This window comes from Vibrio profundi (genome assembly GCF_005281835.1).
In the GTDB taxonomy this organism is placed as follows: domain Bacteria; phylum Pseudomonadota; class Gammaproteobacteria; order Enterobacterales; family Vibrionaceae; genus Vibrio; species Vibrio profundi.
This window is the reverse complement of sequence record NZ_RZIS01000003.1, coordinates 461,953-476,617: the sequence shown is the minus strand read 5'-3', so window position 1 is coordinate 476,617 and position 14,665 is coordinate 461,953. Positions and strand designations below refer to the sequence as shown.

11 protein-coding genes are annotated in these 14,665 nt (G+C 43.4%); 6 read left to right on the top strand and 5 right to left on the bottom strand.

Annotation, left to right across the window (positions count from 1 at the left end; translation table 11 throughout):
• Positions 1-16 precede the first annotated feature (16 nt).
• Positions 17-427, top strand: coding sequence for an alternative ribosome rescue aminoacyl-tRNA hydrolase ArfB (arfB, locus tag ELZ11_RS10905; RefSeq protein WP_137357432.1), 411 nt, complete (start codon positions 17-19; stop codon positions 425-427).
• Positions 428-581: 154 nt separating this feature from the next.
• Positions 582-2,348 carry a methyl-accepting chemotaxis protein gene (locus ELZ11_RS10900; RefSeq protein WP_137357431.1) on the top strand — a complete coding sequence of 589 codons (1,767 nt, stop codon included), beginning with the start codon at positions 582-584 and terminating at the stop codon, positions 2,346-2,348.
• A 77-nt stretch (positions 2,349-2,425) separates the two neighbouring features.
• Here the strand turns inward: ELZ11_RS10900 and ELZ11_RS10895 are convergent, their stop codons facing one another.
• The 3 genes from ELZ11_RS10895 to ELZ11_RS10885 all read right to left on the bottom strand — a co-directional run bounded on the left by ELZ11_RS10895 (position 2,426) and on the right by ELZ11_RS10885 (position 5,816).
• Positions 2,426-3,541 (bottom strand): S1 family peptidase, encoded by a 1,116-nt coding sequence (locus ELZ11_RS10895; RefSeq protein ID WP_137357526.1) that lies wholly within the window; start codon positions 3,539-3,541, stop codon positions 2,426-2,428.
• A gap of 135 nt (positions 3,542-3,676) precedes the next feature.
• On the bottom strand, positions 3,677-4,807 hold the full coding sequence (gene gcvT, locus ELZ11_RS10890) for a glycine cleavage system aminomethyltransferase GcvT (RefSeq protein ID WP_137357430.1): 1,131 nt from the start codon (positions 4,805-4,807) through the stop codon (positions 3,677-3,679).
• Positions 4,808-5,192: 385 nt separating this feature from the next.
• The gene (locus ELZ11_RS10885) at positions 5,193-5,816 is read right to left on the bottom strand and encodes a helix-turn-helix domain-containing protein (RefSeq protein WP_137357429.1); all 624 of its coding nucleotides are present in this window, start codon (positions 5,814-5,816) and stop codon (positions 5,193-5,195) included.
• 392 nt (positions 5,817-6,208) lie between these two features.
• On the opposite strand from ELZ11_RS10885, the gene ELZ11_RS10880 reads away from it, so the two are divergent.
• The 3 genes from ELZ11_RS10880 to gcvP all read left to right on the top strand — a co-directional run bounded on the left by ELZ11_RS10880 (position 6,209) and on the right by gcvP (position 10,909).
• Complete coding sequence (locus tag ELZ11_RS10880; RefSeq protein ID WP_137357428.1) at positions 6,209-7,504, top strand: serine hydroxymethyltransferase; 1,296 nt, start codon at positions 6,209-6,211, stop codon at positions 7,502-7,504.
• A gap of 52 nt (positions 7,505-7,556) precedes the next feature.
• On the top strand, positions 7,557-7,937 hold the full coding sequence (gene gcvH, locus ELZ11_RS10875; RefSeq protein WP_137357427.1) for a glycine cleavage system protein GcvH: 381 nt from the start codon (positions 7,557-7,559) through the stop codon (positions 7,935-7,937).
• 92 nt (positions 7,938-8,029) lie between these two features.
• Positions 8,030-10,909, top strand: coding sequence for an aminomethyl-transferring glycine dehydrogenase (gene gcvP / locus ELZ11_RS10870; protein WP_137357426.1), 2,880 nt, complete (start codon positions 8,030-8,032; stop codon positions 10,907-10,909).
• 315 nt (positions 10,910-11,224) lie between these two features.
• Here the strand turns inward: gcvP and ELZ11_RS10865 are convergent, their stop codons facing one another.
• Together ELZ11_RS10865 and ELZ11_RS10860 are read right to left on the bottom strand one after the other, a co-directional pair.
• Positions 11,225-11,503, bottom strand: a complete 279-nt coding sequence (locus ELZ11_RS10865) for a hypothetical protein (protein WP_137357425.1) — start codon at positions 11,501-11,503, stop codon at positions 11,225-11,227.
• A 141-nt stretch (positions 11,504-11,644) separates the two neighbouring features.
• Positions 11,645-12,814, bottom strand: a complete 1,170-nt coding sequence (locus tag ELZ11_RS10860) for a hypothetical protein (RefSeq protein ID WP_137357424.1) — start codon at positions 12,812-12,814, stop codon at positions 11,645-11,647.
• 389 nt (positions 12,815-13,203) lie between these two features.
• Between ELZ11_RS10860 and ELZ11_RS10855 the strand changes: the two genes are divergently transcribed.
• On the top strand, positions 13,204-14,586 hold the full coding sequence (locus tag ELZ11_RS10855) for an MATE family efflux transporter (RefSeq protein WP_137357423.1): 1,383 nt from the start codon (positions 13,204-13,206) through the stop codon (positions 14,584-14,586).
• The last annotated feature ends 79 nt before the right edge of the window (positions 14,587-14,665 follow it).

The following is a 14,665-nucleotide window of genomic DNA, read 5'->3' as shown; positions in this document are numbered from 1 at the left end:
GTAGTAAACGTATTACATGCTTCAAATATCAAACACTGTCACCATTCAAAGCTGGGAAATTCAGCTTACTGCCATCAGAGCTCAAGGCGCTGGTGGTCAAAATGTAAATAAAGTATCGAGCGCGATTCACCTTCGCTTTGATATAAACCACTCGACTCTTCCCGACTTTTATAAAGAACGCCTTTTAAGATGCAAAGACAGTCGCATCACCAAAGAAGGAGTCATTATTATTAAAGCTCAGCAATTTCGAACCCAAGAACAAAATCGGGAAGATGCGTTAGCGCGCTTAAAGGAATTAATCTTGAGCGTTACCAAAGTTCAAAAAGTCCGCAGGCCAACCAAACCGACCAAAGGCTCGCAAAAACGTAGGCTAGATAAGAAAAATCAACGCAGCCAAACAAAAAAATTGCGAGGCAAACCTTTATAGTTTCAATTACAAACTCTTACATATATATCAATTACTTATACTTCAGGTTACCATACCATTACCTATCTATTGATAATTTAGATAGTTATTTAGTATACATTTAACTATGCAATGCTAAATTTATAAGTGCACAACGATTATTTAGGGGTTTAAGATGAATATTAAGCAAAAGCTGTATTCGTTGGGTTTTATCGCCGTATTTGGTGTACTGGCTCTGTTATTCACTGCTACACACTTTGCTCGAACATCTGCAGAAATAAACCAAGCAATGAACTTGGTATCCCAGCTTGAAATACGATTGCTCAACCTACGAAGAAATGAAAAAGACTTCTTACTCAGAAGTAACATGAAGTATTTGGATAAATTCACTGGCAATATTTCTCTATTTCTTGATAAAGAAAAACAGCTATCGACAATACTTTCCACTCACGGCCTGCCATCAAGCGACCTCTTACGACAAGATTTAGTCAAATACCAAGCCGGTTTTGAAAAACTCGTTAGTGCTTACCAGGTGCACGGCCTTAACAACGAAGACGGACTGCTTGGGCAATATCTCAGCAAACTTGAGGCGGTTGAATCTCGTGCTAGTTCAGATCAGCTTTTACAATTGACTCGTTTCAATAGTAGCGTGAATGCTGGTAAGCTCGATGCCTCACTCCTTTCTTCACTCAGCGCTTCTGATCTTATCCAAGCCGCTAGCGCTTTAGTTAACCAGAAACAAGTCATCGGTTTGAAATACAACGAAGGGATTCTTGGTGATACTCGCGGCCTATCTCACAGTGTCGAAGAACAGTTCAAATCGTTTTTTGCAGCGCTGACTGAAGAACAAAATATTCAGCAAGAGAACCTTACCTTCGTTAAACAGTCGGTAACGATTATTGTATTGGCCATTATCATTGGCTTAGTTTTCCAAATATCGCGTTCTATCAACTTACAAGTGAGTAATCTATCTGAAGTGATCAGAAAGATTTCAGAAAACAACAACGTTGGAATGAGAGCTGAGCTCAAAGGTAAAGACGAGCTGGTACAAATAGGTAATCACTTCAATAACCTACTAGAGAAGTTTGAAAACTTAGTCTGCGGTTCTCAGGATAAGTCACAAAGACTCACTAGCAGTACTGGCAACATGCATAATCAGCTAGAAGGCGTAATCGAACAATTCCACGTTCAAGCCGACCACACTACAACAATGGCAACTGCCGTTCAGGAAATGGTTTCAACAATCAACGAGATTTCTGAAAGCACAACGGTTGCGGTGGAAGGTGTTCAGCAAGCTGCCAACAATGCTGAGAACGGGCGTAATGTCGTAAAAACGACCGTGAACAATATCGGTGAGCTTTCCTCTACCCTAGCGAACAGCCAAAACTCTATCAGTTCGCTCAACGAGCACGTTGATAAAATTGGCGGCGCGGTGCACATCATCCAAGAAATTGCAGAGCAAACTAACTTACTCGCACTTAACGCTGCAATTGAGGCAGCACGTGCCGGAGAGCAAGGGCGTGGTTTTGCAGTGGTAGCTGATGAAGTACGAGCGTTGGCAAGCCGAACTCACCAATCGACCGAAGAAATCACCAAAGTTGTTTCTGCGATTCAGAGTCAAATGTCGACCGTAGTGACCGATATCGATCAATGTAACCATCAGGGGCAAGACACGTTGAATGCGTCTGAGCAGTTGGATGCTAGCTTAAGTCAAATCATTAATGATATGGGTTCAATCCAAGCGAACTCTGAACGAATTGCTTCAGCGATTGAAGAACAAGGCATCGTAATGAACCAGGTTAGCGAATCAATTACAGAGCTAAATTCGATTTCAGAGAACAACATGCAATCAGCCCAAGATTGTCTGAACGAAGTTAACTCGGTTTCACTCCAAGCCAATGACATGGACAATGCCGTAGCTGAGTTCAAAACCAATCGATAGAAACCAACTCTTTATCGGCAAAAAAGCCCCTTCATGGGGCTTTTCTTTTGTCTAGATTTTGGTGTTCTCGACAAGTATTAGTACGAAAGCGCTGTTCTAACTCTACGCCAACTTCGTGCCCATTTACGTGTCGCGGCAGCAATCAATAATAGCGTTATACTCAAGAACGGAACTGAACCACCAGATTGGGAGCTACTGCCGTTGCCAGAGATAGTTCCGCCACCCGAATACGTAATTTGGCCATTACTATTCAAATATGACTGCCTTTGGCTATTAGTTGATGTGACTTTAGGGGTTTCATTTCCCGCTAACACACTATCAACCCACGCCGAATAGTCGTAGATCTCAGTAAATACTGATGTCACACCGCCATTATAGCCACATTGAGAAGGTCCAAAACTCGTCAGCCCTATCTGTACATATTGAGAGCCATCGTACCAATAAACCGGACCTCCAGAATCCCCTTGGCAAGTACCACCGGACAAACCAGTGGAAGAACTGTAAGCACCATCAAAGCAGATTTGGTTGTTGGTCAAGCTTGCTCCTTCAATAAACATGGCTGCGCATGAAGAGTTTGAAATCGGAGTAAGGTTCACTTGCCTAAGCACATCTGATGTATCGTTACCCGAACTGGTATTCCCGTGCCCTACCGCTGTAAACGTCGTATTTACATTGTCACTACGATAACTTTCTGACGTAGGTCGTTCGATCACATCGTTGACAGTGTCGATATTCAGGGAGCTTTCAAGTTTGAGTATTGCAATGTCATTAGCAAGTAGATCACTCAGATCATTAGAAAAGTCATTGCGGTAATAGATTTCCGAAACGCGCACCCGTTGAATATTGCCAAACGGGTAATCGTTAACATTGAATAACTGAGGCACCACCGTCGTAAATAGTTGTACAACGGTGTCACCATAAATACAGTGCGCTGCCGTCAGGATATGGTCTTCGTCCAAGATGGTCGCGCCGCAGTATGGCTGCGAATAGTACACGTTGTCATATTCTAAGCTATCGATGAATAGATGCGCGATTGAGGGGAACGTAGCCACCGAACTCGTTGACCCGTTTACAATATATGGTGATATCTCTACTTCAGCATAGCTAACGCATGAAGTGAATAAAATTACTGGAACACAGAGTTCTTTAATAGCCAACCTAACCTTCCTTGTTACGTTCTCGAACTTTGGAATACTTTCCACGTAACTAAAGTATAGAAGCTATTTGAATTAAGACATTGGAATGCTTGAATTATCTGACCTCTGCCACACAAAAAAACGCAGCCTAAAAAGACTGCGTTTTTAAATACTTGTGGCAATTTTTGGTGATTAGCCGCGGTAGTAGCGTTGTGGAACGAACGGCATTTTTTCTACCGTCATTGCTAATTTCTTACCACGAACCTCTGCAAATACTTCAGTGCCGATTGCAGCAAGATCTGTACGAACGTAAGCCATAGATACAGGCTTACCTGCGTTAGGGCCAGCTGTACCACTTGTTACCACACCAATCTTATTGCCTTCAGCGTCAAATAACTCTGCGCCTTCACGAACTGGTGCCTTAGTTTGACCAACAAGGCCAACACGCTTACGTTGCACATCTTTAGTCGCGATTTGCTCAAGAATAATATCTGCACCAGGGAAACCACCTGCACGTTCACCATCAGTACGACGAACTTTTTGAATGCCCCATAGAAGGCTAGCTTCTACTGGCGTAGTTGTTGTATCCAGATCGTGACCGTATAGACATAGACCACACTCAAGACGAAGTGAATCACGAGCACCAAGGCCAATCCACTCAACTTCCGCTTCACCCGTTAGCTTGCGAGCTAATGCGTCCGCGTGATCGTTTGGAACAGAAATTTCGTAGCCATCTTCACCTGTGTAGCCACTACGGCTCACAATGCACTCTACGCCGTCGATATCCAATTTTTGAACATCCATGAATAGCATGTCAGAAACTGCTGGTTGGAAGCGTGCTAAAACTTCTGCCGCTTTAGGGCCTTGAAGGGCTAACAGTGCACGGTCTTGAATCACTTCTAGCTCTACATCTGATGGAAGGTGAGCGGTTAAGTGGTCGATATCTTGTGTTTTACAAGCAGCGTTCACAACTACAAATAAATGATCGCCTAGGTTAGCAACCATCAAGTCATCCATGATGCCGCCTTCTTCATTCGTAAAGAAAGCATAACGCTGCTTACCGGCTGGTAAATCGATGATGTCTACAGGAACTAATGATTCAAGAACTTTAGCTGCATCAGCACCGTGCAGGCGAAGTTGTCCCATGTGAGAAACATCGAATAAACCTGCAGCATCACGAGTATGAAGGTGCTCTTTCTTTACACCTAGCGGGTATTGCACTGGCATATCATAGCCAGCGAATGGAACCATTTTCGCGCCAACTTCAACGTGAAGCGCATGCAAAGGTGTTTTTAGCAGGTCTGTAGTATGTTCTTGAGTCATTGTTATTCTCCATTAAGCTGCTCAATCACGGTTAAATGAACATTTCGAGCGTTTAGCTTTATTTCTCTGATATAGAGTTCGCTTTTCAGCAAGGGTAAAGAAATTGAGTATTTGAAACCAACGAGCATTTTTCACTCAATTCAAATAATCACAAATCCACTTCAGTAAACTATGTTCACTATAGTAAACAAGCCTGAGCCACTTTTATACCTTTAACAAGATCAAAACAGTTCAAAATGTGACATTTAACAATTAATAAACAACATTCATTGCCATACAAAAACGCCTTTTTGCTGTTTTTAGAAGCAAAAAGGCGCATTTTCAAAGTCATTCAACACAAAAGCAAACGGTTGCTTTCATTATAGGAAATTTAAATTCATTCCAATTATTTTGCTGTAACCCACAATATATGAGCATCTTCTTCACTCGTAGAGATAAGCATATGACCCATATTAGCATCGTAGTACACGCTATCGCCTTCACTCATTGTGACGGGTTCATAAAACTCTGAGTAGAATTTCACTTCCCCAGAGATAATCATCAGGAACTCTTCGCCATCGTGTCTAACCCAATCACCATACTCTTCGAAAGCTCGAGCACGAATGCGGCTCTTGAAAGGCATCATTTTCTTATTGGAAAGTTGGGTCGCGAGCAGTTCATGCTCATAGGTAGGAGTTGGGTGCGGCTTACCTTGATTAGATTTAGTGATATCCCTTCTACCTGTAGCAACCTTTTTCCTTGGTGGCTCAAATAGTTGAGGCATATCGATTTGTAGGCCTAACGCAAGCTTTTGCATCGCTTGGAAAGTTGGTGAGATCTGTTCATTTTCAATCTTGCTCAACGTAGAGCGAGCCAAGCCTGTTCGTTGGCTGGCCTCTTCTAGGGTTATGCCCAATTTACTGCGAATATCTTTTATACGCTGCCCCAATTTCAATGGCTCTATGTTTTGGTCTTGCGACTCTTTAGCCAACGTTAAAGATGGGTACTCATCGTAAATCTTCTCTGACATACATCCCTCGATTTTTCTTTCTTCCTGTCTATTTATTCATTGTTGCATGAAGACCTTTGTTGATTAAAGAGCGCACAGTAAAATAAACCGTGCTCTCGGTAACAAAAAGAGAAAATCTGTTTCCTATAGGAAATTTTTGGTTGATTGTTCATGCTCGGAGCGCTATGTTATCGACTTGTTAGTTGAAGAGATGCTACTTCTGCTTAGCGCAAATGACAGATTTAACATTTGCATAGCAGCTTTTTACCCACTTTTTCGGGATTATACGTACTGCATTTATCCTACATATTCTGAAGCGTTTTGATTACTTCAGAAGCAATGCAGAAATTAACGCAAGACCTAATGGACAAAAAATACAATTCACCATTAGTAATTTTGAAAGGTCATCTACAATGAACAACACTTACCAAAACCATAGCCTAGAAAGCTTTTTCTCTACGACACTTGCTGCTACTGATGACGCTGTTTTTGCTGGAATCCAAGCTGAAAACGCGCGTCAAAACGAACAAATCGAGCTTATCGCTTCAGAGAACATTGTTTCTAAAGCGGTAATGCAGGCACAAGGCACATGCCTTACCAACAAATACGCTGAAGGTTACCCAGGTCGCCGTTACTACGGTGGTTGTGAACACGTTGATACCGTTGAAGCTATCGCTATCGAACGCGCTAAAAAACTTTTCAAGTGCGAGTACGCAAACGTTCAACCTCACTCAGGCGCACAAGCTAACGGCGCGGTTAAACTAGCCCTGCTTCAGCCTGGCGACACTATTCTAGGTATGTCTCTAGACGCTGGTGGTCACCTAACTCACGGTGCACGCCCTGCGCTTTCTGGTAAGTGGTTCAACGCTGTTCAATACGGTGTAGATCGCGACACACTTGAAATTGATTACGATGCAGTACTAGAGCTGGCTAAAGAACACCAGCCTAAAATGATTATTGCAGGCGGTAGTGCAATACCACGTACTATCGATTTCGCTAAATTCCGTGAAATTGCTGATGAAGTTGGCGCTATCCTAATGGTTGATATGGCGCACATTGCTGGCCTAATCGCGACAGGTGCTCACCCTAGCCCACTTCCACATGCGCATGTAGTAACGACAACGACACACAAAACACTACGTGGCCCTCGTGGCGGTATGATTCTTACCAACCACGAAGACATCAACAAAAAGATTAACTCTGCTGTATTCCCTGGCCTTCAAGGCGGCCCACTAATGCACGTTATCGCAGCAAAAGCAGTCGCATTTGGTGAAGCGTTAGGCCCTGAATTCAATACTTATATTGATTCAGTGATCGACAACGCAAAAGTTCTTGCTGAAGTGTTGCAAACTCGCGGTTGTGACATTGTGACTGGCGGGACAGACACTCACCTAATGCTGGTTGACCTTCGCCCTAAAGGCTTGAAAGGTAACGTAACAGAAGAAGCATTAGAGCGTGCAGGGATCACATGTAACAAAAATGGCATACCTTTCGATTCAGAGAAGCCTATGATTACTTCTGGTATTCGTTTAGGTACACCAGCTGGAACCAGCCGTGGTTTTGGCACTGAAGAATTCAAACTAATCGGTGAATGGATCGGTGATGTTCTTGACGGCCTTGTAGAAAGCCCTGAAGGCAACGCTGAAGTTGAGCAACGTGTTCGCAAGCAAGTTAAAGAGCTTTGCAAGCGCTTCCCTCTTTACCGCTAAACCGTTTTTAAAGATTTAAATTAAAACCTCATAATTTTTTGGAGAATAAGCAATGGACAATACACTAAAGTTTGCAGACAGCCACGAGTGGGTAAAAGACAACGGTGACGGTACTGTAACTATCGGTATTTCTGAGCACGCTCAAGAGATGCTAGGTGACGTTGTGTTTGTTGACCTACCTGAAACTGAAGACGAAATTGAAGCGGGTGAAAGCTTCTCTCTAGTTGAGTCAGTTAAAGCTGCTTCAGATATCTACGCGCCAATTACTGGTGAAATCGTAGAAATCAACGAAGAATTAGAAGATAGCCCTGAGCTAATCAACGAAGAACCTTATGAAGGTGGCTGGATTGTTAAAGTTAAGATGTCTGACGCGTCTGAACTAGACAACCTCAAGAATGCAGAAGACTACCTAAACTCAATCGAAGAAGATTAATTAGGCCAAGCATTAACTAAAGCTGCTCTTTTGAGCAGCTTAATTTTAGGAGCTTGCTCACGCTTCCTAACTAGAGAAAGTAGAACGATATCATGACTGAATTACTTCAAAGCCAATTACTTAAAGATTTGGGCACTCAAAATGAGTTCGTTGCACGCCACAACGGCCCAAATAAAGCTGACCAGCAAAAAATGTTGGACACTATCAAGGCTGCAAGCCTTGAAGCACTGATTGACGAAACAGTGCCATCTCAAATCCGCCTAGAAAAGCCAATGACGCTTGCCGCTCCACAGAGCGAAATGGACATGCTGGCTTCTCTAAAAGAAATCGCTAACCTAAACCAAGTGAAACGCACGTTCATTGGTCAAGGTTATTACAACACATTCACGCCTAACGTTATCCTACGTAACGTGCTTGAGAATCCAGGCTGGTACACGGCATACACGCCATACCAACCAGAGATCTCGCAAGGTCGTCTTGAAGCGCTATTGAACTTCCAACAGATGGTTATGGACCTAACTGGTATGGAAATCGCGAACGCATCTCTTCTAGATGAAGCGACAGCGGCTGGCGAAGCAATGACACTTTGTAAGCGCGCAGGTAAGAGTAAGAGCAAAGTATTCTTCGTTGCAGACGATGTTCACCCTCAGACACTAGAAGTTGTGAAAACCCGTGCTGAATACATCGGTTTCGAAGTACTGGTTGGCTCATTAGAGTCTTTACCAGAGCAAGACGTGTTTGGCGCACTAGTACAATACCCAGGTACAACCGGTGAAGTACGCGACCTAACAGACATCATTGCGAAAGCTCAAGCGAACAAAACATTAGTAACCGTTGCAACTGACCTACTAGCATCTGCCCTACTTAAGCCTGCAGGCGAAATGGGCGCAGACGTCGTTATCGGTTCAGCTCAACGCTTCGGTGTCCCTATGGGTTACGGCGGTCCACACGCAGCATTCATGGCGACACGTGAAAAGCACAAGCGTACAATGCCTGGTCGTGTTATCGGTGTATCTATCGATACTAAAGGCAACCAAGCACTACGCATGGCTATGCAAACTCGTGAGCAACACATCCGCCGCGAGAAAGCGACATCAAACATCTGTACTGCTCAAGCACTTCTGGCAAACATGGCGTCGTTCTACGCGGTTTACCACGGTGCTGAAGGCCTACGCACTATCGCTCGTCGCACGCACCACATGACAGCAATTCTAGCCGCAGGCCTGACTAAAGCGGGTTACGAGCTAGCTCATAACAGCTTCTTCGACACAATTACACTAAACACAGGTGACAAAACTGAAGCGCTTTACGCTAAAGCACAAGCAGCTGACATCAACCTACGTAAGCTAGACGGTAAACTAGGTGTAAGTTTTGACGAAACGACAACAACAGACTGCATCTCGTCTCTATTCGCTATCTTCGATGTAGACCAAGACGTTAACGCACTATCAACAGAAATCGCTTCAAACGAATTTGCTGCAATTCCTGAGTCTTGCCGTCGTGAGTCTGAGTTCTTAACTCACCCAGTATTCAACACGCACCACAGCGAAACGCAAATGATGCGTTACCTAAAACAGCTAGAGAATAAAGACTTCTCACTAACGCACGGCATGATCCCTCTGGGTAGCTGTACAATGAAGCTGAACGCTGCTGCTGAGATGATCCCAGTAACATGGCCTGAGTTTGGTTCAATTCACCCATTCGCACCTCTAGAGCAAGCGGCCGGTTACACAGCACTAGCGAAAGATCTTAAAGAGAAGCTATGTGAAATCACCGGCTACGACGATTTCTCACTACAGCCTAACTCTGGTGCATCTGGCGAATACGCGGGTCTAATCGCGATTCAACGTTACCACGCAAGCCGCGGTGAAGGTCACCGTAACGTTTGTTTGATCCCTAGCTCTGCGCACGGTACTAACCCTGCAACAGCATCTATGGTTTCAATGAAGGTAGTTGTTGTTAAATGTGATGAAGATGGCAACATCGACATGACAGACCTAGCAGCGAAAATTGAGAAGCACAAAGACAACCTATCAAGCATCATGATCACTTACCCTTCTACGCACGGCGTATACGAAGAGCAAGTGAAAGAAGTGTGTGAACAAGTTCACGCAGCGGGCGGTCAGGTTTACCTAGACGGCGCGAACATGAACGCTCAAGTTGGTCTAACTTCTCCAGGCTTCATCGGTTCAGACGTATCTCACTTGAACCTTCATAAAACGTTCTGTATCCCACACGGTGGTGGCGGTCCGGGTATGGGTCCTATCGGTGTTAAGTCTCACCTAGCACCTTTCCTACCAGGTCACATCGAAAACGGTGTACAAGGCAGTGACTACGCGGTATCAGCTGCGGATCTAGGTAGTGCTTCAATTCTACCTATTTCTTGGGCATACATCGCAATGATGGGCGAACCAGGTCTTACTGAAGCAACTAAAGTTGCGATTCTAAACGCGAACTACGTGATGGAAAAACTACTTCCTCACTACCCTGTTCTTTACCGTGGTACTAACGGCCGTGTTGCTCACGAATGTATTATCGACATTCGTCCACTTAAAGAAGAGACAGGCATCAGCGAAGAAGACATCGCTAAGCGTCTAATGGACTACGGTTTCCACGCGCCTACTATGTCTTTCCCAGTTGCTGGTACGTTAATGGTAGAGCCTACTGAATCAGAAGATTTGGAAGAGCTAGATCGTTTCTGCGAAGCAATGATCGCTATCCGTCACGAAATGACAGCAGTACAAAATGGTGAATGGCCACTAGAGAACAACCCTCTAGTAAACGCTCCTCACACTCAAGCTGACCTTTCTGAAGCAGAGTGGGATCGCCCTTACTCTCGTGAACTAGCTTGCTTCCCTTCTCAAGCAGCTAAAAACTCGAAGTACTGGCCAACGGTTAACCGTGTAGATAACGTATACGGCGACCGTAACCTAATCTGTTCTTGCCCTAGCATCGATAACTACGAAGACTAATTTGTAGCGTTGCTAAACAGCAAAACATAACAAAGGCGAACCAAACGGTTCGCCTTTTTGTTTTCTGTAATTCGAGAAGAACAAATGCATTGACCTTACCGTAAGGGAAAGGTTTAAGGTGAAATGAATCCAATGATGAATGAGGAAAGAATTATGGAATGTTGTAATAAAGCGCCGAAAGGTGGTGCCCCTCTTGGCTTACTTCTAAAAGTTACGCTTGGAATTGGGTTAATTGTGTTTCTGTTGGCTTTGTGGCAGTAGGACGCTTATACAGCGCCAGATTTGAAAATCCCTTAATGGGAGATAGAATAAGGACTAGAAACTATTAAACCTTTTGTGATCTTTACGGTAGCATTTAAAAGCCAAGACCCAGAAAGATACCAAGGCAAACAACGCTAGCTTGTCGTATCTATGTAATAACTTCCCAACTATGGCACCTTCCAAAGATTTCATTACCCCTTGGAACTCAATTTCAGCGATGTAGTATTTACCAACCAACAATATTACAAAGTAAAAAACGACACCAAGAATCAATGCAAATTGAGTGCGTTTGGATAATGAAAGTACATATAGAAATTCATATACAGCGTTCATTCTTACTTCCTATTTGTATTGGTATATTAGGCCCGTTTAAGTGGTGAGCAACGCAATAAGACGCTTCGCATATCACTTAAATGACTAAATTCAACGCGTGATAAGAATACCACGTGTTGCGATTCAGTCTTATAGCCGTTGTTAAGTTTTTAATTTCGTATTCAGCCAATTGGTTATTGAATGCTTTGCTAAGCCAATCAGAAGTTCGTAATTCGGTAGTAATTTCTCAGTAAGCTCATTGCCATCATACGAACGATAATCTTGGAAAAAACGATCGAGTGATGGACTAGGATCTGTATGTGGTGGTTGTTCGCCGCGATGGATGAAGCATGACCTATGAACATAAGCATCAGATATAATTGAGCTAATTTCTTTTGGACTTAAATCTTCCGGATACTTCTCAAACCAACTTTTTCTCGTAAGATGTTCAAAGCTACCCGTAGAGCCATAAGCTCTAATGGTATCTGCCACATCACTCATTGGATGTTCAATATAATTAGTCCATTTTTCAATAGGTGCAAACTTCTCAATAAATAACACAAACCTCTCACGTAAATACTGGTTATTTCCTCTCGATTCCAAATATGATTCCAATAATTCTTTGAACATACTGTCTTCTTTAGAATGTAGTTTCCATTCAGCTTCTTTCGGGTGCTTCTGTTTAACCTTATTACGTTTTACTGCATGTTGTGCAACAGCTTCAATGGCTGAAACAACAAGTAAGTACGCCAGCCCAAAGTCATCCCTTTTAACCAATAAAGATAAATGAACTAACCTTATGCTTTGCATTGCAATTCGGTACGTTTTGATATCGACGCTAAGTAGCTTTGACATTAGCTGTTCTAGCTCTTTGTACATATCGTGCAGCTTCGCGTCTGATACCTTAGAATGATTAGCACCCGGCCCCGCAACTAACACAGCATGATTTAGTGCTAACTCACTGTAATCCGAATCGGTTAGATGCTCTCGTCTGCATAAATAATCATTTCTTGTAGACTTACAGGGCTTTAACCATGAGAATGAAGCAATTGCTGATAGAGCAATACCGAATAAATGGCTATTGTGCCCTCCAACATGCTCTGGGTTGCAAACTTTACTTATGAACGCACAGTTAGCACCAGGAAGTCTAACTTGCACTGAAGAAGCAACATGACACTCTTTAAATTGCCACGGAATTGAAATCTCAAAAGGGGTTAATAGAAAAGAATAGCTCGGTCCTTTTTCGAATGGAGCCCACCTTTCATCACCTGAGCGAAAAGCTCGAATACACTCCTCAAACAAAACATGATCAGCAGTTACTGCTCGTGACATATTATTCTCCAAAAACTTAGCAGCTATTAGACCAAAAGGTTCTGCATTTAAATACAGAATTTTCTATCTAGTTCCTTATGCCACCAATTGTACTAACCTTTGTCTTTTCATAACAATAACTCATACCTCTAACCTAGTGATTAGCGTTACAAATATATAATTTAACTGCCTCGCATGAACCCCACTAAATCATAAACTTACGCGCGTTAAATCCGTGTTGTCACCATCACAAGCTATCGGTACCTAGGAGCAAGTGAAACTCTATAAATCCAATGCTTGACCCTATACGGTAAGGTGTTTATATTGTCGTCGCCTAACGGGCACATCCTAAAATGCACACCGGCCATCCTGCCATCATTCGTGTATTTATATTGGTGTTATGAATTTCCATGCTAACTAAACTTCGTCCTTTTTCTCGTGAATCAGGTGCGCTTATGCATCTTTCGATTCCAATCATTTTGACTCAAATTGCTACCCAAGCGATGGGGTTTGTCGATACGACAATGGCTGGCCAAGTCAGCCCTGCGGATCTCGCTGCTATTGCACTTGGTACTAGCCTTTGGATCCCTGTTCTATTATTACTACGCGGCATTATTATGGCTTTAACGCCAGTCGTCGCATACCATCGCGGTGCGCGTGATTTCAAAAGCCTCTCCGTCGAATTCTTCCAAATGGTATGGCTGGCACTAATCGCTAGTGTTTTACTGATTGCGTACTTAGTCAGTGCCAAACCAATATTAGAATGGATTGGCGTAGCCGCTGAGATAATCCCTATCGGAAGTGATTACGCTTTTGCTCTAGCCTTTGGTGTTCCGGGTATTGCCCTGTTCTATACCTTAAATGGCTTCTGTGAAGGAATGAACAACACTAAAGTACCGATGATCATTTCGGTGATTGGTCTATTAATCAATATTCCGGTCAACTACGTTCTAATTTACGGTAAGTTTGGCTTTCCAGAAATGGGCGCTGTTGGTTGTGGTTGGGCAACAAGCTTGGTGTATTGGCTCATGTCAGGAATGTTGTATTCCTACATCAAAGGGCATCATCACTATAAAACTATCATCCGTTTTTCAGATGCAAAGCCAAAAATAAGAGAGATGCTTCATCTTCTTAGACTCGGTCTACCTATCGGGATGAACATAGCAGTTTGTGGCAGTATCTTCGCAGTGATTGCGCTAATGATTGGGCGTATCGGCGCCGAGAACGTCGCTGCCGCGCAGATAGCACTTAACATATCAAGCCTCACTTACGTTATCCCTATGAGTATCTCATTTGGTATTACGATCCGTGTTGGCCATGCGCTAGGTGAAAGAAACGAATTGGGCGCTATTGAACGTAGTAAAGTTGGCGTTTTGGTTGCTGCATTGATTTCATTGCTTTCAGTAGCAATGTTCCTTTTGTTCCCAGAGTGGATTATTAGACTTTACACGTCGGATCCCGTTATCAGTGCCACCGCAGCCACTTTGCTGGTATTTACGGCGATGTATCAATTTAGCGATGCACTGCAAACCTCTGCTAGCGGTGCTTTACGGGGTTATAAAGACACTAAAATACCAATGTTCTTAGCTATCATTTCTTACTGGGGCATCGCTCTACCGATGGGGATGATATTGGGCTTAACCGATTATGTCGTTCCGGCGATGGGTGAGAAAGGCTTTTGGGTAGGCATTCTAACGGGTTTAAGCGTGGCCGCAGTGTTGATGTTGTTTAGGTTGAGATACGTGATCAAAAGTCGCGACTCGCTGCCGACGAATACAGCTACAGCCAACTGATACAAAAAAGCGCGTTACTTCCATTTCGGACAAACGCGCTTTTTTGATTCAGCCTGAATAAATGATGAAGGTGAAGGTT

Excerpts from the sequence above, each read along its gene's own strand:
- gcvP (WP_137357426.1), top strand. The coding sequence starts at position 8,030 with ATGACTGAATTACTTCAAAGCCAATTACTTAAAGATTTGGGCACTCAA.
- ELZ11_RS10880 (WP_137357428.1), top strand. The coding sequence starts at position 6,209 with ATGAACAACACTTACCAAAACCATAGCCTAGAAAGCTTTTTCTCTACG.
- ELZ11_RS10885 (WP_137357429.1), bottom strand. The coding sequence starts at position 5,816 with ATGTCAGAGAAGATTTACGATGAGTACCCATCTTTAACGTTGGCTAAA.
- arfB (WP_137357432.1), top strand. The coding sequence starts at position 17 with ATGCTTCAAATATCAAACACTGTCACCATTCAAAGCTGGGAAATTCAG.
- ELZ11_RS10855 (WP_137357423.1), top strand. The coding sequence starts at position 13,204 with ATGCTAACTAAACTTCGTCCTTTTTCTCGTGAATCAGGTGCGCTTATG.
- ELZ11_RS10900 (WP_137357431.1), top strand. The coding sequence starts at position 582 with ATGAATATTAAGCAAAAGCTGTATTCGTTGGGTTTTATCGCCGTATTT.
- ELZ11_RS10860 (WP_137357424.1), bottom strand. The coding sequence starts at position 12,814 with ATGTCACGAGCAGTAACTGCTGATCATGTTTTGTTTGAGGAGTGTATT.
- gcvT (WP_137357430.1), bottom strand. The coding sequence starts at position 4,807 with ATGACTCAAGAACATACTACAGACCTGCTAAAAACACCTTTGCATGCG.
- gcvH (WP_137357427.1), top strand. The coding sequence starts at position 7,557 with ATGGACAATACACTAAAGTTTGCAGACAGCCACGAGTGGGTAAAAGAC.
- ELZ11_RS10865 (WP_137357425.1), bottom strand. The coding sequence starts at position 11,503 with ATGAACGCTGTATATGAATTTCTATATGTACTTTCATTATCCAAACGC.